This is a genomic window from Streptomyces sp. JLYT201, assembly GCF_059448825.1.
The window spans coordinates 841,786-860,285 of sequence record NZ_CM182551.1; the positions used below are offsets into that span (position 1 = coordinate 841,786).

16 protein-coding genes are annotated in these 18,500 nt (G+C 73.7%); 4 read left to right on the forward strand and 12 right to left on the reverse strand.

Going from position 1 to position 18,500, the window contains the following annotated elements; all coding sequences use genetic code 11:
* Nucleotides 1–19: 19 nt before the first annotated feature.
* Nucleotides 20–970 carry a metalloregulator ArsR/SmtB family transcription factor gene (locus AC5WAM_RS03535; RefSeq protein WP_495521521.1) on the reverse strand — a complete coding sequence of 317 codons (951 nt, stop codon included), beginning with the start codon at nucleotides 968–970 and terminating at the stop codon, nucleotides 20–22.
* Nucleotides 971–1,066: 96 nt separating this feature from the next.
* Entirely contained in the window at nucleotides 1,067–1,513 is a 447-nt protein-coding gene (locus tag AC5WAM_RS03540) for a cytidine deaminase family protein (RefSeq protein WP_495521522.1), read from the reverse strand.
* Between the two features lie 143 nt (nucleotides 1,514–1,656).
* Between AC5WAM_RS03540 and AC5WAM_RS03545 the strand changes: the two genes are divergently transcribed.
* Nucleotides 1,657–2,931: an SLC13 family permease gene (locus tag AC5WAM_RS03545; RefSeq protein WP_495521523.1), complete on the forward strand. Its 1,275-nt coding sequence runs from the start codon at nucleotides 1,657–1,659 to the stop codon at nucleotides 2,929–2,931.
* A 32-nt stretch (nucleotides 2,932–2,963) separates the two neighbouring features.
* On the forward strand, nucleotides 2,964–3,455 hold the full coding sequence (locus AC5WAM_RS03550) for a universal stress protein (protein ID WP_495521524.1): 492 nt from the start codon (nucleotides 2,964–2,966) through the stop codon (nucleotides 3,453–3,455).
* Nucleotides 3,456–3,650: 195 nt separating this feature from the next.
* Here AC5WAM_RS03550 and AC5WAM_RS03555 read toward each other — a convergent pair whose 3' ends face one another.
* The 5 genes from AC5WAM_RS03555 to AC5WAM_RS03575 form a co-directional block, all read right to left on the reverse strand.
* Nucleotides 3,651–4,340: a hypothetical protein gene (locus AC5WAM_RS03555; protein ID WP_495521525.1), complete on the reverse strand. Its 690-nt coding sequence runs from the start codon at nucleotides 4,338–4,340 to the stop codon at nucleotides 3,651–3,653.
* 123 nt (nucleotides 4,341–4,463) lie between these two features.
* Nucleotides 4,464–4,925 carry a Crp/Fnr family transcriptional regulator gene (locus AC5WAM_RS03560; protein ID WP_366789851.1) on the reverse strand — a complete coding sequence of 154 codons (462 nt, stop codon included), beginning with the start codon at nucleotides 4,923–4,925 and terminating at the stop codon, nucleotides 4,464–4,466.
* 133 nt (nucleotides 4,926–5,058) lie between these two features.
* Entirely contained in the window at nucleotides 5,059–5,562 is a 504-nt protein-coding gene (locus AC5WAM_RS03565; protein ID WP_495521526.1) for a hypothetical protein, read from the reverse strand.
* Between the two features lie 22 nt (nucleotides 5,563–5,584).
* Nucleotides 5,585–7,585, reverse strand: a complete 2,001-nt coding sequence (locus AC5WAM_RS03570; protein ID WP_495521527.1) for a hypothetical protein — start codon at nucleotides 7,583–7,585, stop codon at nucleotides 5,585–5,587.
* A gap of 187 nt (nucleotides 7,586–7,772) precedes the next feature.
* Entirely contained in the window at nucleotides 7,773–8,903 is a 1,131-nt protein-coding gene (locus AC5WAM_RS03575) for a GDSL-type esterase/lipase family protein (protein WP_495521528.1), read from the reverse strand.
* A gap of 187 nt (nucleotides 8,904–9,090) precedes the next feature.
* Here AC5WAM_RS03575 and AC5WAM_RS03580 point away from each other — a divergent pair, with 187 nt between their 5' ends.
* The gene (locus AC5WAM_RS03580; protein WP_495521529.1) at nucleotides 9,091–9,582 is read left to right on the forward strand and encodes a MarR family winged helix-turn-helix transcriptional regulator; all 492 of its coding nucleotides are present in this window, start codon (nucleotides 9,091–9,093) and stop codon (nucleotides 9,580–9,582) included.
* Between the two features lie 258 nt (nucleotides 9,583–9,840).
* On the forward strand, nucleotides 9,841–10,041 hold the full coding sequence (locus AC5WAM_RS03585; RefSeq protein ID WP_495521530.1) for a DUF5708 family protein: 201 nt from the start codon (nucleotides 9,841–9,843) through the stop codon (nucleotides 10,039–10,041).
* 151 nt (nucleotides 10,042–10,192) lie between these two features.
* On the opposite strand, the gene AC5WAM_RS03590 is transcribed toward AC5WAM_RS03585, so the two are convergent.
* The 5 genes from AC5WAM_RS03590 to AC5WAM_RS03610 form a co-directional block, all read right to left on the reverse strand.
* Nucleotides 10,193–10,369 (reverse strand): hypothetical protein, encoded by a 177-nt coding sequence (locus AC5WAM_RS03590; RefSeq protein WP_495521531.1) that lies wholly within the window; start codon nucleotides 10,367–10,369, stop codon nucleotides 10,193–10,195.
* Nucleotides 10,370–10,547: 178 nt separating this feature from the next.
* The gene (locus tag AC5WAM_RS03595) at nucleotides 10,548–10,883 is read right to left on the reverse strand and encodes a hypothetical protein (protein WP_366789843.1); all 336 of its coding nucleotides are present in this window, start codon (nucleotides 10,881–10,883) and stop codon (nucleotides 10,548–10,550) included.
* Nucleotides 10,884–11,377: 494 nt separating this feature from the next.
* On the reverse strand, nucleotides 11,378–13,597 hold the full coding sequence (locus tag AC5WAM_RS03600; RefSeq protein ID WP_495521532.1) for an Hsp70 family protein: 2,220 nt from the start codon (nucleotides 13,595–13,597) through the stop codon (nucleotides 11,378–11,380).
* On the reverse strand, nucleotides 13,594–14,502 hold the full coding sequence (locus AC5WAM_RS03605; protein ID WP_495521533.1) for a hypothetical protein: 909 nt from the start codon (nucleotides 14,500–14,502) through the stop codon (nucleotides 13,594–13,596). The genes AC5WAM_RS03600 and AC5WAM_RS03605 overlap by 4 nt, the downstream gene beginning before the upstream one ends.
* Nucleotides 14,492–18,481: an Hsp70 family protein gene (locus AC5WAM_RS03610; RefSeq protein WP_495521534.1), complete on the reverse strand. Its 3,990-nt coding sequence runs from the start codon at nucleotides 18,479–18,481 to the stop codon at nucleotides 14,492–14,494. The genes AC5WAM_RS03605 and AC5WAM_RS03610 overlap by 11 nt, the downstream gene beginning before the upstream one ends.
* Between the last annotated feature and the right edge of the window lie 19 nt (nucleotides 18,482–18,500).

Consider the following 18,500-nt stretch of genomic DNA (forward strand, 5'->3'; position numbering starts at 1 on the left):
GGTGCTGGTTGGGGTGTCCCTACTTGGTGGTGCTGGTGCTCGTCGCGCTGGTGCCCGTGGTGCCGGTGCTTGTCGTGTTGATGCTCGTGGTGCTGTCGGTGCTGCTCGGATCTCCCGCGACGCCTCCCGTGACATCCGCCATGACGTCCGCCGCGACCTTCGCCGTGACGTTCGCCGCGAGCTTGTCGAGGCTCTGGCCGAAGCCGATCTCGATGCCTGCGATGAAGTCCGCGGAGTCGATGGTGCTGTCGGCGATCCGGTACTGGACGTCGAGGTCCGTGCCCGCGTCGGTGGGGCGGAGGTGGAAGTCGACGTGGGCCGCGAAGGCCGGGCTGCCGTCGGGGAGCAACGGGGAGAGCCGGTAGCCGAGGCCCTCCCCGGGGCGCACGTCGACGAAGGAGCCCTCCGCGCGCCCGGCGACCGGGGCGGAGCCGGTCGTGTCGTCGGCGTCGCGGTACTCCAGGACGAGGCGCCCGCCCGGTCGCGCCTCGAAGACGAGCTCGGAGACGCGGAGGCCGTCGGGCGTCCACCATCCGGTGAGCAGGTCGACCTCGGTCAAGTGGCGCCAGACCAGCTCGGGGCTCCCCGGCAGGGACCGGGAGAACGTGAAGGCGCGGCCGTCGGCCCACCCCGGCTCCCGCGCGGCGAGCCACTCCGCCTCGACGCTGCGCCCATAGCTCTCGTACGTCGTGAGCGGGCCGCCGGACCGGTCCGCGGTGTCGGCGACGCGGCAGAGCTCCGCCGCCAGCTCCCGCAGGGCCTCGGGCCGCAGAGCGTAGACGCGGCGCTGGCCGGTGCGGCGGGACGTGACCACGCCCGCGCGCTCCAGGGTCTGCAGATGCTTGGTCGTCTGCGGCTGGCGCGCCTCGGCGAGCTGCGCGAGGACACCGACCGGGCGGGGCCGCTCGGCCAGCAGGCTCACGAGCCGCCACCGGGCCGGGTCGGCCAGTGCGGAGAGGAGTGCGTCCATGGCCCCAATTATGCTCACCCACGAATATTCGCGTCAAGGAATATTCGAGAGCCGGGCGCGCCGGGACTGTGCCTCGTCGATGTCGAGCAGCAGCGGCTACTCGGTGTCGGCCCGAGCCTCCGCGTCGGGCTGCTGCTCCGCCCAGACGTAGCCCTCGGGGAGCAGGTCGGTGACGGGCACGCTGCGGAGGCGCTCGCCCGCGCCGACGATGACCCGTAGGGCCGGGAAGTAGTCGAGGAGGACCTGGCGGCAGCGGCCGCACGGCGGAACGACCCCCCGGTGGCGGTCGCCCACGGCGACGATCGTGTCCAGCTCACGCACGCCCTGGGCGGCCGCCGCGCCGAGGACGACCAGCTCGGCGCAGGGCCCTCCGGTGAAGTGGTACACGTTCACGGCGGTGACGATCCGGCCGTCCCGCGCGCGGGCGGCGGCCGCCATGGTGTGGGCGTCGCCCCGGCAGCGGGTGCGGGCGACGTGTGTCGCCGTCTCGATGAGTTCGTGGTCGACGGGGTGGGTCCGGTCGGTCGTCTTCTTCTCCGCCATCTCCTGCTCCGCCTCGGTCGGGTCCGCACAGTGCCGAGGGCCTGGTGGGGCCCCGCGGAGTGGGAGGATGGCACGGCAGCGGATCATGCTGTCCTGCCGTTCTCTCCCCCGGGGTGCCTCGAAGGGCTCCGCGGAAGACTCCGTTGCTGAAAGGTTCCGCCCTGAACGCCTCTCTCGCCGAAGCGCTCTCCGCCGTTCTGCTCCTGGCGGTCCTGGCCTGTGCGGTGGTCCGGCCCTGGGGCTGGCCGGAGGCGGTCGTCGCCGTCCCGGCCGCCGGAGTGGCCATCGCCACCGGGGCGATCCCGTTGGGCCACGCGGCGGACGAGGCCGCCCGCCTCGGCCCGGTGATCGGCTTCCTCGCGGCGGTGCTGGTCCTGGCTCAGCTGTGCGACGACGAGGGCCTGTTCCAGGCCTGCGGCGCTTGGATGGCCCGGCGGGCGGCCGGGAGCCCACGCCGGTTGCTCGTGCAGGTGTTCGGTGCCGCCTCGCTGATCACCGCGGTACTCAGCCTGGACGCCACGGTCGTGCTCCTGACGCCGGTGGTGTTCGCGACCGCGGCCCGGCTCGGCGCGCGGCCCGCGCCGCACGTGTACGCCTGCACCCATCTGTCGAACTCCGCCTCGCTGCTGCTCCCGGTGTCCAACCTCACCAACCTGCTCGCGTTCGCCGCGAGCGGACTGAGCTTCACCCGTTTCGCCGCTCTGATGGCCCTGCCCTGGCTGGCCGCGATCGTCGTCGAGTACGTGGTCATCCGGCGGTTCTTCGCCACCGACCTGGACGCCGGAGCCGAGGCACCGCCCGCTGCCGAGGCCCGCGAGGTGCCGGTGTTCGCGCTGGCCACGGTGGTCTGCACGCTGGTGGGTTTCGTGGTGGCCTCCGCGGTCGGGCTCGACCCGGCGTGGGCGGCAGCGGCGGGCGCGGCCGTGCTCGGGGGCCGCGCCCTGCTCCGGCGCCGCACCACTCCCACCGCCCTGGTGCGTGCCGCATCTCTGCCGTTCTGTGCCTTCGTCCTGGCCCTTGGCGTCGTGGTGCGCGCGGTCGTCGACAACGGGCTCGCCGACGCGCTGGGCCACGTGGTGCCCGACGGCACCGGTTTCGCGGCCCTGCTCGGCATCGCGGCCCTGGCCGCCGTACTGGCCAACGTCATCAACAACCTCCCGGCCGTCCTGGTACTGCTGCCGCTGACCGCCCCGGCCGGTCCCGGCGCCGTCCTGGCGGTGCTGCTCGGGGTGAACATCGGCCCCAACCTCACCTACGCCGGATCCCTCGCCACCCTGCTGTGGCGGCGGATCGTCCGCGAGCACGACAGCGACGTGCAGCTGGGCGAGTTCACCCGGCTCGGGTTCCTCGCCGTGCCCGCCGCGCTCCTGCTCTCCGTGGTGGCACTGTGGGTCTCGCTGCTCGTGATCGGGGGCTGACAGGCCCGAGGAGGCCGAGGAGGCAGGACACCATGACCGTCGTCGCCTGGATCGTCGAAGGCACCTGGCCCGCGTGTGTCGACGCCGTCCGCGCCCACGCGCCCTCGCCCGCCGACGTGGTGCTGCTGCACGTCACCGGGGCCGAGGCGCCCGGAGCCGCCCATGGCGCGTACGCCGGGCTGCTGGGCCGCGCCCGGCCCGACCGCGACCCCGGCACCGCCGTGGAGCACCTGGCCGCCGAGTCCGCCGAGCGCCTCCTGACCGCCGCGGCCGACCGTCTCGGCCGCCCCTGTACGCGCGCCGAGCGCGTCGGCCGCGCCGAGCGGGAAGTCGTCGCCGCGGCGGAAGGCGCGGACCTGCTCGTCCTCGCCCGCGACGGCGACCGCAGCCACCTGGGACCCCGCAGCCTCGGCCCCGCGAGCCGCTTCATCGTCGACCACGCCCCCTGCCCGGTCCTACTGGTCTGGCCGGAGGCCCCGCCGGGGACGACCACGCTTCCGCCTTCGCCTCCGCGCCACCGCTGAGCGGACCGGTGGCAGAGGGACGACGGGCCGTCGATCACGTGCGGCTCGGCGAACGCGGGCGGACGCCGACCGCCTCCGGTGTCTGTCGTGCGCGGTCTTCCCCTTACCGAGAGCGGCTCTACGGTGGCCTTGGAGCGGTGAGGGTGCACGTTGCGGGCGAGACACACGGCTGGTGCAGGAGTGGGACAGCTGCCCTCATACCCACTCGGTCAGGTCGTAGACCGCGTCGCAGAGGGGGTCTGTCACTCCGTCCGCGCGGTGGGCGGGGAGGGTCTCGCGGTCATCAGGGTTGAGGATGGCGATGAGCTTGGTCGATGCCCACCATCCCACGCTGCGAGGCTGGCGGGCGTCATCGTCGTACACCGCAAGGTCCACGCCGATGGTGCCGTAGTCACATCGCAGATAGACACGCAGGACCGCGGGCGTGCGCAGGTCGAAGCCGACCAGACGGTAGAGGTCCGGAGCAGCGGAGGCTGCCGCGTCGTGCCAGAGCGGGTCTCCCACGAGGTCGGCGATCACGTAGTCGAGCGCGTCCTGAGCGGTGACTTCTATGTCTCTGGTCAGTCGCCCTGCCGACTCCAGGCCTGCGAGGTCGACCAAGGGCAGGCCTTCGTCGTCGCACGCGGGGGTGAGGTCTCCGTCCCGTGCGCTCTGCGCTACGCGACGCAGGGCGCCCACGTACCACCAGTCGCTGATCTGCTGCCCGTCCGGCCATCGTCCGGGAAGGTCCGCGAGGAACGAGCCGCTGGTCGGGCTCGCCAAGCGGATCCGGCAGCGATCGTGGCCGCTTCGGTGGGCGGCTTGAACGCAGTAGTCCGTCCCCGGGAGCGGGGTGCCGATGAAGCGGCGGAGCGTCAGCAAGACGCGGGAGGGGAAATCGTCCATGCCTTCAGGATCCGGCTAGTACTGCTCCGTCCGAGCCCACTCCCGATCCGGCACACCGCCCCGCCCCACACCGGCCGGACCGATGTGAACGCCGGCCAGGTCGCCCGACCCACCGGACAGTGCCTAACGGGGACCCCCACTGCCGTATGGCGCGTACAGGTCCAGCAGTCGGGTGCGGGCCGACTGGAGACGGTGGGCCAGGACCTTGCCGACCCATTGGCCTACGGTGGCGCCGAGTTGGGGGTCGCTCGCGCACAGGGATCGTACGGAAGGGGCGTCGAATTCGTAGGCGCGGACGGGAGTCGTCGCCACGGCTCCCAGCTGCCATACGTACGGCGGGAACAGCCAGGACCAGCCGACCAGTTCGTCGAAGCCGATGGTCTCGATCACGGGTGAGCGGCGGCCGGGCACGTGCATGTCGAGGGTGACCGTGCCGGTGCGTACGACCCAGAAGCGGTCGGCGCGTCCGCCCTCGTGGAACAGGCGGGTGCCCTCAGCGATGGGGACTTCGCGGGCGACGCGCAGCAGACGTTCCCGGTGGGCGGCGGGCAGGGCCCGCAGCATGCGGGTGCTGGACGTGGTCATGGTGTTCACCGCTGTGCCTTCCTGTCGTGCCGCGGCGGGACCGACGCTGTCAGCATCCGCCCCGGCGCCCGCGCGGCACAGTGGCCGGGCGGCGCCCGGGAGCGGGCCGAACGGCCCTGTCGGGCCGGGCCGGTCAGACGGGTTCGGCGGCCGCGCGGCCGGGGAGCGGGTCCGGTACCGGCGGCGCCTGGAAGCCGTCCCGCGTCCAGGCGACCTCGAAGGGCATGTCCGGGTCGGCGTTGCTGAAGCGCGCGGACACGTCGCGGCCCGCGACGAGCACGGTGACGACCAGGGTGGCGGGCAGGTCGATGCCGTGTCGCGCGGCGAACGCCAACGGGTCCGCCGCCGCCTCCCGGGCGAGGTCCGGGTCGTCGGCGACGGCTTGCAGCACCTCGCCGACGCGTTCGTCGCGGGCGAGCTCGACGATCCGGTCGTGTTTGGCGATGGCGCGCTCGACGCCCGCGAGGTCACCGCTCAGCACCTCGCGCGACAGCGGCGGCTTCGGCGGCTCGGGCCAGGGCGGCCTGCGGCGCAGCATCTCCCGGAGCCTGCGGGCCTGCTGGTGCAGGCCCGCCAGGTCCGCCTGGTGGAGTTCGGCCAGGCGCTGGAGCGTGGCCTGATGCGGGTTGGCGGGCATGGGCGGTCTCCATCTCGTACTGCTAGAGGGCGGTGTCCCAGGTCCCGGACCGGTAGGCCATGACGGGGTCGACGGTCAGCCCGCCTCGCTCGTCGACGGTGAACCGCGTGACGTACCAGAGCCTGCTCGCCGCGCCGGGGACCTCCGCGACGACCCAGCGGCCGCGCCGCGCGGGCAGTCCGGCGGCGTCGAGGCTGAGCAGGGCGACGGAGGCGCCGGAGGCGGCGAGGGTCTGCTCGCCGGAGAAGTTGTCGACCCAGCAGCGGTACTCGCCGGGGACGAACGCCCCGGCGACCGGGGTGACGGTGACGCGTTCGGGCCCGGTGGCGTCGCGGTCGTCGACGTCGAGGTCTACGAAGCCGACGGGCCGCATGGCGTTGAACAGACAGTGGAAGCGCCCGCCGCTGCCGTCGGGGCCGGAGCAGTGCAGGTCCAGGTCGCGCGGCAGGGCGCCCCAGTCGAGCTGGAGCACGAACGCCGTCGGCACGTCGACGGACGCGTCGCGGCGCAGCCGCACGGTGATGGTCACGGTGCCGGAGGCCGGGACGGTCGCGGGGACGCTGCTCGGCAGATAGCCGGTCATGGTCGCCCGTACCGTGGCGGCACCCGCGGGCTGGACGCGGGCGAAGGTCGCCTGGGGCGGCGCCCCGCTGGTGGTGGCGGTGCGGGCCGTACCGCCGGCGGTGAGCCGGACGGTGGCCCCGTCGAGCGGCTGGTCGTTGTTGTCGGCGTCGACGACCCGGACGACGACGGTGGCGGCGGTGAGCTGGACGACCAGTTCGACGTGCTCGCCGCGGGGGCCGATGGTCACGGTCCTGTCGGTGCTGGGGTCGTACTCGGTCGAGAGCTTGACCTGCCCGTGCGGGACGCAGGCGAAGGAGAAGCGGCCCTCCAGGTCGGTCCTCGTCTGGTACGGATTGCCGTCGAGGTCGAGGAGCGGGTTGTCCTGGACGTCGGTGAGGAACACCCACTCGCCGGGCATGGGGCTGCCCGCGGAGTCGAGGACGCGCCCGGTGACCATCGTGCAGTCCATCGGGATCCGTACGTCGACGGCACCCCGGTCGGGGACGGTGTCCCTGACGGTCGCGGTCTGGAAGCGGTTCGCCGTGGCCTGGAGTTCGACGGGCCCGGCGGGTACGCAGTCGCGGACGGCGCCGTCGACGGACGCGGTCAGGTCGGCGCGGCCGTCGGTGGGGCTCGGTCGGGTGTCACCGGCGAAGGGCACGCTCGGCGGCAGCGCGGTGACGTGGGCGCCGGGGATCGGTGTGCCGGTGCTGCGGCGGGTGACGACGGCGGTGACGCGCGCGCAGCGGCGGCACGCGCTGTCCGCGGGCGGGCGCCAGCCGAGGTCGGGGCGGACCTCGTTGAACTCGACGGTGAACGTGGTGGCGGCCGGGCCGCCGGGCTCGGCGTCGCCGTCGACGCGGCGGGGGCTCGCGTCGTCGCGCAGCCGCCAGAACCGCTCCGGCTGGGCCCGGTTGCGGGTGGCGAAGCCGAACCTCACCTGGTCGCCGGTGTCGATCGGCGTACCGACGGGGGAAGGGCTGCCGTCCGCCACCCTGGTGATTGTGAACGTCCACTCCCTGGAGTCGCCGGACTGGTAGCCCGGGTGCCCGGGGCCCAGCGGCGAGGTCACCAGCAGGGGGCGGTCGCGGCCGCCGAACTGGTACGTGACCACCTGTGGGTCCTTCTTGCCCTTGCGGGGCAGTACGAGCACCCCGTGGTCGACCCGGACCAGGACGTCCGGCAGCGGCCGCCACGTGCCGTCGACGGCGCGCAGCACCATCTGGTCCCCGCTGCGGACGGGCCAGGTCGTGGGCTGGTCGATCAGGAAGGTTTCCCAGGTGCCCGGCGTGCCGGAGGTCGGACCGAGGAACCCGGAGTAGGCGGTGGGACCGTTGATGGCCTGAAGGCAGCGCCCGTCCGGTGTGCGGATCCGTACGGCGTTGGGCTTGAGCGGCGCCGGCCGGCATCCGCCCTCGACGCATTCACACCATTCCGAGCAGGGTGGCCAACAGCTCATGGGCGTGCCTTTCCGCTGGGGCGGCATCCGATGCGACGCCGAGGACGGAGCCCCGCGCCACGCTCCGGGCGGTCCCCCCGTCAGGGCGAAATCGGCTTGAAGGAGACGTACTTGCGGAACCGACGGCTGTCAAGGAGCCGTCGGTGGGCGGCCGCGGGGCATTGACGGGATGGCGAGTGACGTGGTGTCACAGGCGCAGGTGCGCGAGGTCGACGGCGGCGGCCATCGCGTGCGTGCCCGCGTCGTTGAGGTGCAGGTGGTCGCCGCTGTCGAGGTCGGGGCGGATGGCGTCCGGCTCCTGGGGGTCCTGGACGGCCGCGGCCACGTCGACGACGGCGTCGAAGACGGTGGAGGTACGGATCCACGCGTTGACCTCGCGTCGCACCGCGCGGCCTTCGGGGGTGTCGACGCCGGGGTAGATGGTGCCCGCGTAGGGGCCCATCGTCATGCCGATGACGGTCAGGCCGTGCGCACGCGCGCGGTCGGCGAGCGCGGTGAAGCCCGCGATGAGGTCCTCGGCGGTGGCCGGGGGCTCGCCGACCGTGCCGGGCAGGCCCACGTCGTTGAGGCCGAAGTGGAGGAGCACGTGGGTGGCGCCGGGCACGCTCAGGACGTCGCGCTCGAAGCGGGCCAGGCCGCGCGGGCCGACCTCGTCGGTCAGCAGGCGGTTGCCGCCGATGCCCTGGTTGACGACCCAGCCGCGGTCGAGCCTGCGGTTGAGCTGGTCGGGGAAGCGCATGTTGGCGCCCGTGGAGGTGCCGACGCCCTCGAACCAGGAGTCTCCGAACGCGACGGCGAGCGCGGTGCCTTCGGGGGCGAGGACGTCGACGCCGGTGACGTAGTAGCGTCCGTCGATCTCCTCGGCGTCGGTGAAGTCCGCGGTGAGCGCGTTGCCGGGCAGGAGGTAGGCGTTCTGCGACGGGGTGTGGGAGTAGGTCGCGAGGCCGGTGTCCTCGGGCAGGTGGAGGGTCAGTGCCAGGTCGGTCCCGGCGGGGGCCTCAAGGGCGACCGGGTCGCTGTGGAGCCGCTCGCCGACGGGGATGACCACCTGTGTCTCCCCGCCGAAACGCAGGGCGGTGTCGGTGGCGGGGTCGACGGTCCCGCCCGTGGTGCGCACTCCTATCCGCGCCGCCCCGATGACCAGGGGTTCCTTGCCGTATTCGTTGCTGAGGAGGACGCGCAACGCCTCGCCTCCGCCGTCGAGGTGGAGGATCTGGCGCAGCGTCTGGTCGCGGAAGCCGCGGGACTGCTTGAGCTGGATGGTCTCGTACGGGCTGAGCACGGCGGAGCGGAAGCCTGCGACCCAGGTGGCGGTCATGGTGGTGAACTCCTCGTTCTGGTGGAGGGGACGCGCGGTCGAGCGCCGTCGGCACACGCATCCCCATTTAGTTGCGGCGCGGAATTTCCATGCGGCAAGCAGATTTCTACCGCAGAGATATTCCGCACGTCAACTATCCACTCTGCAACTATCCGCACAGCAAACACTCGGGGTTAGGATGCGGAGCATGGATTCCGATGTCTTCAACGACCCCCGGCTGACCGCGGCAGGCTTGTTCTTCGAAGCCCACGCCGGGCTGAGCGCGAAACTGGCGCCGACCCTGGAGAAGTCAGGGCTGTCGTCCTTGGACTTCGACGCCTTGACACGCCTGAGCCGCTCCCCCGGCAGGCAGTTGCGGATGACCGACCTGGCCGCCCAGCTCTCCCTCTCCACCAGCGGCGTCACGCGCGCGGTGGACCGTCTGCAACGCGGCGGCCTCGTCCGCCGCGCATCGAGCCCCGAGGACCGGCGCAGCACCTACGCCGTCCTGACCCCGGAGGGCGCACAACGGCTGCACGGGGTGCTGGGCGAACACCTCGCCGAGATCGAGCGCTGGTTCACCGGCCTGTTCACCCCGGAGCAACTGGCCGACCTGGTCACCAGCCTGCGCACGCTCCGCGACGCCGTCCACCCGAACGCGACGAAGAACACCGCCCCGCCTCGGGCCGGGGCGGAGTGAGGTCAGGGGCTGCCGCCCCCTGTGGGCCCGCCAGCGGCAAGGCGGCGGCCTACTGATCCCTTAGGGCCGATGTCGCGCCGACACGCTCCCGGCCGTCGGTAGCGACCGTCGAAAGAAGGGGGCGCGACCGCGCCGCCTCCGTCCAAAGGTGCAGTGCGGATTCACCCGCCGGGACGAGATCGACACCCCTCCCCCCTGCCTACGCTGGCAGCGATCCGAGAGCCTCACGCGCCACGCGCCACCAGGGGGAGAGCAGCAGTGAACCGAGCCGCCAAGAACCTCGCCGAAGGAACCGCGACCTTCACCGTCGGCTTGGGCCTGAAGCTGTTCACCGGCGGGGTGGAGATCCCGGTCGTCACGCTCACCAAGGTCGGAGTGGTCTTGATGGGCATGGGGGCGGCACTGGCCCTCATCGGTCTCGCGCAGGCGGTCAGGGCGACAACTGCCGGGCGCCGCTGACCCTCTTCGGGCAGATGCCGGGAGTCGGCCGGTGAGCGTGCGGCCCTCGGCAACGGCATCGCGCGCCTCCGGGCGACGGGCACTCCCCCACCGGCCTGGCGGGTCGGCGCGCCGCCCGAGTCCGCAGGACGAACCGGTAGCGGTCGGCTCCTCAGTCGTCGCCCCGGACGATGTTCCCCTCCGGGCTCACCTGCGCCGAGGAGCGGGCGCCTTCGCCGGGCAGGGGAGGCAGACAGGTGCGTAGGCGCTTGCCGCGCAGACGGCGGGCCTTGGCCCAGCCGGTCTCGTGCAGACGCAGGACGTTCTCTTTGCCGGTGCGCGCGTTCACGGCGCTTCACTTCTCTCGCGTTGGAAGACGGGCAGGAGAGCGGGGGCGCCGTCGGGCGGTGCCGACTCTCCGTCGGTGTGCCGTTCGGGTTCCCTCGGCGGAGGGCGGGAAACGAGGGTGCGCCGCCCCCGGCCCCAGGACCGGAGCCGGGGGCGGACGCCGGCACGCGCCGGAGGGCCTAGCCGTGCTGGTGAGGCTGACGGGAACCCTGGTGAAGGGTCGTGTCCGACCCACCCCGGGCACCGGACTTGGCCAGTCCCCTGCTGATCAGATAGCCCATGGTCAGCAGGGTGACGTACAGCCACGCCTGATCCGCCGCGAAGCGGTCGATGCCGTCATCCCCGTCGCCCACTACCGCGGAAGCGATGAGGACGGCGATGACGGAGGCCACGTAGACGAACAACTCCGTTGTCTTGAAGGCGGGCTTGGTCTCCGCGCCGGTGTGTCGCGCAACCGGCGCCGTGGCCTGGGACGGGCCGGTTTCCGGGTAACCGGCTGACGAAGCAGCGGTCATCGCGCTCTCCTAGTGGTCGCCTGTCGCCCTGCGGGTCCGCCAGGGCGGCGGGCGAGTACCCGGGCCGTCGGAGCGACACCGTGCGTTTCGGGGCCGTCGCGCCGCCGACCGCCGCCTCGGGACCGAGGGTCGTCCACGTCGGCTGTGCGACAGCGTTCACGGCCTGGACGGGACGTAGCCCTTCCGGCCGCCGGAGCGGCGTGCTCACGGCAACTCCCCGGCCGGAGCGCCCCCACCGGTGCGCACGGGCGCCGACGTGCTGCGTACCGTCGCTACGCATCCGTCGTACGTACGGTCGTCCGAGCGTCGGCGGTATCCGCTTCACCTGGGCGCCCGGCGTGCGGGCGCCCAGGGTCCGGTCCTGCGTAACGGGGCGGGCCCAGCGCGAGGGAGCGGGCCGTCAGCGTGACGTCGTTCCTCGGTACGCCGACCGGAGGTGGAGCGTCCGGTACCGCCCATGCCGACGGGGAACGCCCACCGCTCCCCGTCGGGCGTCACGCGGGTTCCGCGCGGCGGTCGATCAGGAGGGCCGCCTCCCGTGCCGCCTTCGTCAGCTGGGCCCCGACCGAGGCGGAGAGGCGGGCGACGATCGTCTCGCGGTGGCTGTCGGCGAAGTGGCGCGCGAAGTCCTCGGCCGCCTTCGCCTCCAGACGGTCCTCGTCGGCCTGAGCGCGGATCTTCTTGAGGAGGGTCTTCTCCCGGTTGAGCTTGCGCAGCGGTCCGGCGATGTCGGCGTTGGAGATCCACTTCATCAGGGCGTCCTTGCCCATCCAGATGCCGATCACCACGGCCACGGCCGCCACGATGGAACCGATGATCCAGCCCATCGGGTTGGACGCCGCGGCGACGGCTCCGGCCCCGGCGGCGCCCTGCGACGCCGCCGAGATGACCCCGAGGGCCGCCCCCGCCGTCATGGTGGTCATCCAGCCCGCGACCAGGCTGAGGATCGAGTCCAGCGTGTCGAGGAGCGGTTGGAGGTTGACGTCGGGCCGGGGTGTCGTCGTCGCGGGGCCGAAGGGCGAGACCCGCAGGGGTTCCGTCGGGATCCCGTAGCGGTGCGCGATCGCCGCGGCCTCCCGGTCGATCACCGCGGTGACCTCGGCGTACCAGGCGCGGGTGACCTCCTTCAGCTTCGCCTGCCCGGCCGGGCTCTTGAGGTACGCCTCGCGCTTGCCCGCCACCTCCACGGCGATGTCCGTGAGCAGCCGCAGCTCGCCCTCGCGCCACCGCACGACGGCGGGGCAGACCTGGTCGTCGACGATGCCGTCCACGGTGACCTTGCCGAGGGCCAGGCCGAGCGACTCCAGGTTGTCGCCGATGACGGCGGGGACGCGGTCGCGGGCGAACACCTCCACCTCCTCCAGGAACCCCTCGACCCGGCGGCGCGTACGGCCCGCGATGGCCAGGCCCTTGGCGATCGCGTGCTCGGGGCGCACGCCCAGCAGCACCCGGGTGCCGCCCTCCTCCGCCTCGAAGACGTCGAGGCAGATCTCCTGCGCGAACCGCATCCGTGACGCCCCGCCGGTCATCAGCACGACGTCCGGCGGCCTCCCGGTCTCCTTCACCAGCTTGTCGCGCACCCCTTCGACCGCCTCGCGGAACGCCGCGCGCCAGGAGCGGCCCAGTGCGTCCAGGCGCGCGTCGAGGATGTCGTCCATCAGCGGCGGCGAGAGCCGGATGGACACCTCTATCAGCTCCCCCGACCGGGCGGTGACGTCGTCGCCCCCGAGGCGCCGCGGGCCGGGGTTCAGCCGCAGTTGGTCGGGAGAGAGCCCGAAGTACCGCTCCTTGGCATGACGGCAGGCGAACTCGAGGCGTGCGCGCTGAAGGGGGTCGTCCGCCAGCGCTTCCTCCAGGAGGGCGCTGTCGCGGTGGTCGGCCACGACGCGGCGCAGCAGTTCCTTCTCGATGAGCGAGGCGCCGAAGCGGGAGTTCCAGTCGGCCACGGGCAGCTCGCTCATGCCGGACACGAAGGTGTAGTCCGTCGTCAGGGACCCCATGTCCATCACCAGCACCGTGCCGCGCCCGGCGATGGCCCCCATCAGGTGCTGATCGGCGGTCTTGAACTCCTCGGACTCCTTGGCGTAGAGCATCGCGGCGCGCGACTCGGGCACCAACTCCACGCTCTGGCCGGGGAAGAGACCGGTGACGGCGGAGCGGAGCAGCCGCTCGTACTCCTCGCACTCCTCCTTGTCCCACCCGGACGGGACGCCGAAGACCCAGTGCAGCCGTGTCCCGGGCGTGATCTTGAGGATGCCGGAGGTCTCGACGCCCTCGGTCCGTTCCAGGGCGAGTTCCCGGGCGACCTGCCGGATGAACAGGTCCGTCGCCCGCCGCGCCCGCGCGTCGAGCCCGGCGTGCTTGAACGCCATGTAGAACTCCGGCTCGCCCGGTACGAGACCGTCCGGCGGGGCCTCGGGGACGCGGGCGAGGCGCGGGGGCAACACGGTGAAGCACGGCTCCCCGACCAGGGTCGTTTCTCCGGTGTCGTCGTCCGCCGCCCGGCAGAGGGCGACGACGGTGGGGTGTACGCGGCTGGGGGTGCGGGAGATGTCCTCCACGTGCGGCTCTCCGTCGGCGGTCGACCACAGGGTGGCCACGGCGGTCTCCCCGTGGCCGAGGTCGAACCCGATGACGAGGCTCCTGGTGGTCTCCGGCCCGGCCTCCGAGGTGCCCTCCGGCCTGTCTTCCGGCGTCGGTTCGAGCGGCGTCATCGGTCGGTCTCCTTGCCCTGAGCGGTGGTCCGAGGGGTGGTCGCGGGCAGGCGAAGGGCCCTGCCCCGCACCAGGACCCGGCGGTCGTCGCCGTCGGGGTGCAGGACGAGCGCGGGCAGGTCCGTCTCGTACCGGCACGCGGCGTCCCGCGTCACCTGCTCCAGGTGGAAGGCGTCCGCCTGCTGCTCCGGCCGGAGCTCCGCGTCGTACGTGAGGATCTCGATGCCCTGGGCGCGCAGGAGCTCCTGGAACACGCCGACGCGGTCCCAGACCCGCTCCGCGCGGCCCCGGGCGCGGAGGCTGACCAGGTCCTGGATCAGTTCCATCATGACCTCGTGCTCGTACCAGGGCGGGGCGGGCGGCCCGGTCGTCGGGGGCTGTTTGCCGAACGCCTTCTCGACGTGCGGCAGCGCCTTGCCGACCGCGTCCAGGACCGGGGCGGGCGAGGGACGGGGAGCGGCGGGCCACCGCGCTGCGGCGGCCGGGCGGTTCCGCTGCCGTCCCCCGCCCCGCCTCAGCCTGTCCCCGAGGCGGCCCTTGGGCTCCTCCTCGTCGGCCGGTGGCTCGCGCCGCGCTCCTGGCTGCTGGGCGAGGACCGTGCGGACGGTCTCCGTCACCGCCGTGCTCAGCGCGTCGAGCAGGTGGGTGAGCTGGTAGCGGGTGTGCGGATCCAGTCGCTTCCCGTCCAGGCCGCGGCGTACGTCGTCGATCGCGTTGCCGACCGTCTGCCCGATGCCGTACGCGGGGCTCAGGTTCGCCGGCTGGACCGCTCGCCTGCGGGCGGAGGCGAACAGGTCCGTCAGGGTGTGCGGGACCAAGGGCGGGTGGCCGTCGGACGCCGGGGCCTCAGGAGCCCGGCCCGGGGCGGGAGCGGGCCCGGGGGTGCGGGCCTCGTCAGGTGTCATGGCTGGTCGGCTCCTGTCGCGGTGCGGTCGGGGCGGTGGGCTCGTCGCCCGCCCGGTGGTGCGCCTCGGTGAGGGCCCACATGCGGAGTCCGGCGTCGCCCGCGATGTGGAGGTAGTGGCCGTCGGGCGAGAAGGCCAGGGCGACGGGTGTGTCCGGGTACTGGGGGCGGGCCCAGGTGCCGCTGCCCCGGGCCCCGCCGACACAGGCCTCGCCGTCGACCGCGACCGCCGCCAACAAGGCCCCGTCCCGCGAGACCGCGACGGCCCGCACCGGCTGCGCGCGGGAGGGCATGAGCCGCTCGCCCTGCCCCAGATGTCCGACGAACCCGTGGTCGTCGGAGGTCACTCCGCCCGCCAGGACCTCGTTGCCCGGGCCGCAGGCAAGACCTCTGATCTGCGCCGGCAGCGGCCAGGACGACCGTTGGCCGCCGTCCGCGAGGCCCACGACGTGCACGACGCCCCGGTGTCCGCCGCCCCCGGCCACCACGGCTCGCGTCCCGTCGTCATCCACCGCGAGGACGGTCGGGCGGTGCGGGAACTCGGCGACCACCCGGTCCCGCCCCGTCGTAGTGTCCACGCCCCGCAGGACGCCGTCGCCGCCGAGGACCACGACGTCCCGGCCGCCGGGCAGTTGGGCGAGGGCCAGCACCGCGGCGGGCTGCTCCGCCAGCTGCCGCAGCCGCGCCGAAGCGCCGTCGACGGCCGGGGCGGCCAGGGCGCACACGCTGTGCGCGGACAGCTCGGACCCCGAGACGCCGAAGACCGGCCACGTCCCCGGGCAGGACCAGGCCGCCGACAGCACCCGTCCGCGGATGCGGAGTTCGTCCCTGGTCTCCCCGGTGAGGGCGTCCAGGAGCCGGAGCACGGAGTCCTCGGGGCCTTCCCGTACGGCGACGGCCACGTGGCGGCCGTCCGGGGCGACGGCCAGTGCGGTGACGACGCCGGGCGAGCGCAGGACTTCCCGCGGGCAGGGCAGGAGGTCGCCCGGGCCCGCCGGGCGCAGTGCCGTGGCCAGCCACGAACCCGAGTACAGGGGGTCGCCGGGCCACACGTGGTGCTGCTCGATACGGCCCCCCGTGCGCGCGTGCAGGTCGAAGAGGCTGTTGTCGGCGAGGCGCACGCGGGCCAGAGCCGCGTCGGGGCGGTAGGCGGCTCCCCGGGCGGCGAACCAGCGCACCAGGGTCGCCCGGCCGCCCGGCAGCGTCCAGGACAGGGGCGCGCACAGCGAGGAGGGGCCGTCGGCGGCGATGCGCCGCCGCCCGATGCCCTCGGCCCAGGTCACGGCCCCCTCCACGACGGCCAGCACCGGGTCGAGGGCGGAGCGGACCGGCAGGCGGGTGCCGAGGCGCCGCTCCAGATACGGGCGTACCGACGGCATCTGGGTGCTGCCGCCGACCAGCAGGACGTCGACGTCCTGCGGATCCACTCCGGTCTCGGCCAGCAGGGTGCGGCAGCAGACGACCGAGTCGGCCAGCAGCTCTTCGGTGAGCTGCCCCAGGCGTTTGCGGCTCAGGCTCTGCGGCGGCATGCCGGGGACGACGGCCTCCACGGGGCAGTCCTCGGCCGCGAGGCCGTGCTTGAGCCGGACGGCCGCGCGGAGGGTGAGGTGGGCCAACTGATCGCGGTGCGCGGCGCGTTCGGGGGCGGCCCGCAGCCAGTCCTCCATGGCCGGAGCCAGGTCGCGCACGATCGCGGCGTCGATGTCGCGGCCGCCGTGACCGTCGGCGAGGCCCGCGGTGCCGAGGAGCGTGTGGCCGCTGTCGCCGATGCCGACGAGGGCCGCGTCGAAGGTGCCGCCGCCGAGGTCGTACACGAGCACGGTGCTGCCGGGTGGCCAGGGCCCGCCGTCCGACGGGGCGAGGGCGGCGGCCACGGGTTCTTCGAGGAGTTCGACATCGGTGAAGCCGGCCCGTTCGCCCGCGCGGATCATCGCGTCGCGTCGTCGCCCCGCGGTCCGCGCGGGAACCGTGACGAGCAGCCGGGCGGGAACGCCGCCGGGGAGTGCCGCCGTGCGGCGGCGGAAGGCGGCGAGGACGGCCACCGCGAGGTCCTCCGCCGTGTGGGCGCCCCCGGGGCCGCGCAGCACCGGGACGGGGCTGCCGATCTCGGGTTTGAACTCGGTGCGGAAGCAGTCCGGGCCGCCCGCCCTGCGGGCCTCGGCGACGGAGCCGACGAGCAGCTGCCCGTCGTCGTACACCGCGGTGGGCCACCAGTCCCGTCCGGTGCCCGGCTCCTTCAGCAGGCGCGTCCTGCCGTCGTCGAGCAGGACCGCAGAGGACGTGGTCGTGCCCAGGTCGACCACGAGGACCGGCGCGCCGCCGACGCAGCCGTCGTCGACGGGGCCCAGGACGTCGGAGAGGGGGACGGGCTCTGCCGGGGCCCGTCCCCGCGGCGTCGGCTCCTCCTCGTGCGCCGGTACGTCGTCCAGGAGGGCCCGGGCCTGCCGCAGCCGGTGGTACAGCTCGTCGTAGCGGCGTTTGAGGACGTGGGCCACGGCTCTGCCGCCCGGCCTCCGCGGGGGGCGCGGGCCGTTCCAGTGGGCCAGGCGGTCCAGGGCGGCGCGTTCGAGGGCGGCCGGGTCCGTCCCGGGTGCGAGGCCGAGGCGGGCCGCCACCGTGCTGCCGCGCTCGCCGGTGACGCGCTCCAGCTCCCGCGCCTCGCTCTCGGAGAGCCGTAACCGTCCGGTGTAGTGCCGCAGCAGGAGGTCGAACTCCATGAAGGCGGGCTCGGAGTGTTCCAGGCCCGTGATCGCTTCCACCGCCCGTACGACGAGGTCGCGCTCCCGGTCGGAGGTGTCCGGTGCGAGGAGCTCCGGGAGGCCGCGTACCTCCTCGATCACCCGGGCCACCTTGATCAGGTCGCTGCGGGCGGCGAACCGCTCCGTCAGCTCCCGGCGCAGCGCGGTGATCCCGCTGCGTTCTTCGAGTTCCCTGCGCAGCACGGCGGGCCGGTCCACGCCCTCCCGCAGCAGCCGGCAGGCCAGGGACACGCCGTACGGGCTGAACAGCCCGGCGAGGCGGCGCCGCCGGTCGGCGGGCAGGGGCAGGTCGGTGGCGGACACGAAGCCGGACAGATGGCCGAGCCGCAGGTCCAGCGCGGCCTGGTCCACGCCCGCCAGGGCGTGCAGCGCCTCGAAGTCGGCCTCGGGGTCGAACGCGGCGGCGCCCGCCGCCAGCAGGCTGCACAGGGGGCGCACGTCGTGGAACATGCGCGCGGTGCGGGCGGACGCCATGATGCGGCGGGCGTGCTTCCGCGCGATGTCGCGGGGGTCGTCGACCGGCTGCCCGATCTCGCCGGGCCACAGGAGCTCGACCTTCGTCAGGACGCCGAGGGAGGTGACGGGCGTCGGTGCGAAGCCGGTGCCGTCGGCGTCGTGGAACCGGCGCAGCACGTCGGCGTCGGGCGCGGTCACGTCGCTGTTGAGGACGGCTATCACGGCGTCGGCGCCGAGGAGTTCGGCGGCCGATGAGGCGGCCAACGACTGCCGGTCGACGCCCAGGGCGCGCATCGCCTCTTGGGTGTCCTGGGCGTAGGGCGAGTCGAAACCGGGCGTGTCGACGAGGTCGAACTGCCGCAGACAGGCGTGCGGGCCGAACACCTCGACGTGGTCGACGGGGCGTGGTTCCTCCTGCTGGTGTCCACGGGCCGTGAACTCCTCGATCCGGCCGAGGCCTTCGAGGTGCGTGGGTGGTCCGTCCGTGTGGTGGACGGTCAGCGCCGCACGGTCGCCGTGGCGCAGCACGCTGACCACCAGGGTGAGCGGGGCGCTGCCGGTCAGGGCTACGGGGGCGCCGATGAGCGCGTTGACCAGGGTGGACTTGCCGGAGCTCACGCGTCCGGCGACCGCGATCCGCAGCGGGGCGGTGAGCTTCGGCAGTTGGGCTTGCAGCGTCGCGCGGGCGCGGTGCGTGGCCGTGGTGGCAGGGATGCGGGCGAGCGCGTCGCGGACGGCTCGCTCGGCTCTGTGCCGCAGGGTCATGGGGTGTGTCTGTCCGTCC

What these genes read in the sequence shown, in the direction of transcription:
- AC5WAM_RS03535 (WP_495521521.1), bottom strand. Translation starts at nt 970, where the DNA reads ATGGACGCACTCCTCTCCGCACTGGCCGACCCGGCCCGGTGGCGGCTC.
- AC5WAM_RS03540 (WP_495521522.1), bottom strand. Translation starts at nt 1,513, where the DNA reads ATGGCGGAGAAGAAGACGACCGACCGGACCCACCCCGTCGACCACGAA.
- AC5WAM_RS03550 (WP_495521524.1), top strand. Translation starts at nt 2,964, where the DNA reads ATGACCGTCGTCGCCTGGATCGTCGAAGGCACCTGGCCCGCGTGTGTC.
- AC5WAM_RS03555 (WP_495521525.1), bottom strand. Translation starts at nt 4,340, where the DNA reads ATGGACGATTTCCCCTCCCGCGTCTTGCTGACGCTCCGCCGCTTCATC.
- AC5WAM_RS03560 (WP_366789851.1), bottom strand. Translation starts at nt 4,925, where the DNA reads ATGACCACGTCCAGCACCCGCATGCTGCGGGCCCTGCCCGCCGCCCAC.
- AC5WAM_RS03565 (WP_495521526.1), bottom strand. Translation starts at nt 5,562, where the DNA reads ATGCCCGCCAACCCGCATCAGGCCACGCTCCAGCGCCTGGCCGAACTC.
- AC5WAM_RS03570 (WP_495521527.1), bottom strand. Translation starts at nt 7,585, where the DNA reads ATGAGCTGTTGGCCACCCTGCTCGGAATGGTGTGAATGCGTCGAGGGC.
- AC5WAM_RS03575 (WP_495521528.1), bottom strand. Translation starts at nt 8,903, where the DNA reads ATGACCGCCACCTGGGTCGCAGGCTTCCGCTCCGCCGTGCTCAGCCCG.
- AC5WAM_RS03580 (WP_495521529.1), top strand. Translation starts at nt 9,091, where the DNA reads ATGGATTCCGATGTCTTCAACGACCCCCGGCTGACCGCGGCAGGCTTG.
- AC5WAM_RS03595 (WP_366789843.1), bottom strand. Translation starts at nt 10,883, where the DNA reads ATGACCGCTGCTTCGTCAGCCGGTTACCCGGAAACCGGCCCGTCCCAG.
- AC5WAM_RS03600 (WP_495521532.1), bottom strand. Translation starts at nt 13,597, where the DNA reads ATGACGCCGCTCGAACCGACGCCGGAAGACAGGCCGGAGGGCACCTCG.
- AC5WAM_RS03605 (WP_495521533.1), bottom strand. Translation starts at nt 14,502, where the DNA reads ATGACACCTGACGAGGCCCGCACCCCCGGGCCCGCTCCCGCCCCGGGC.
- AC5WAM_RS03610 (WP_495521534.1), bottom strand. Translation starts at nt 18,481, where the DNA reads ATGACCCTGCGGCACAGAGCCGAGCGAGCCGTCCGCGACGCGCTCGCC.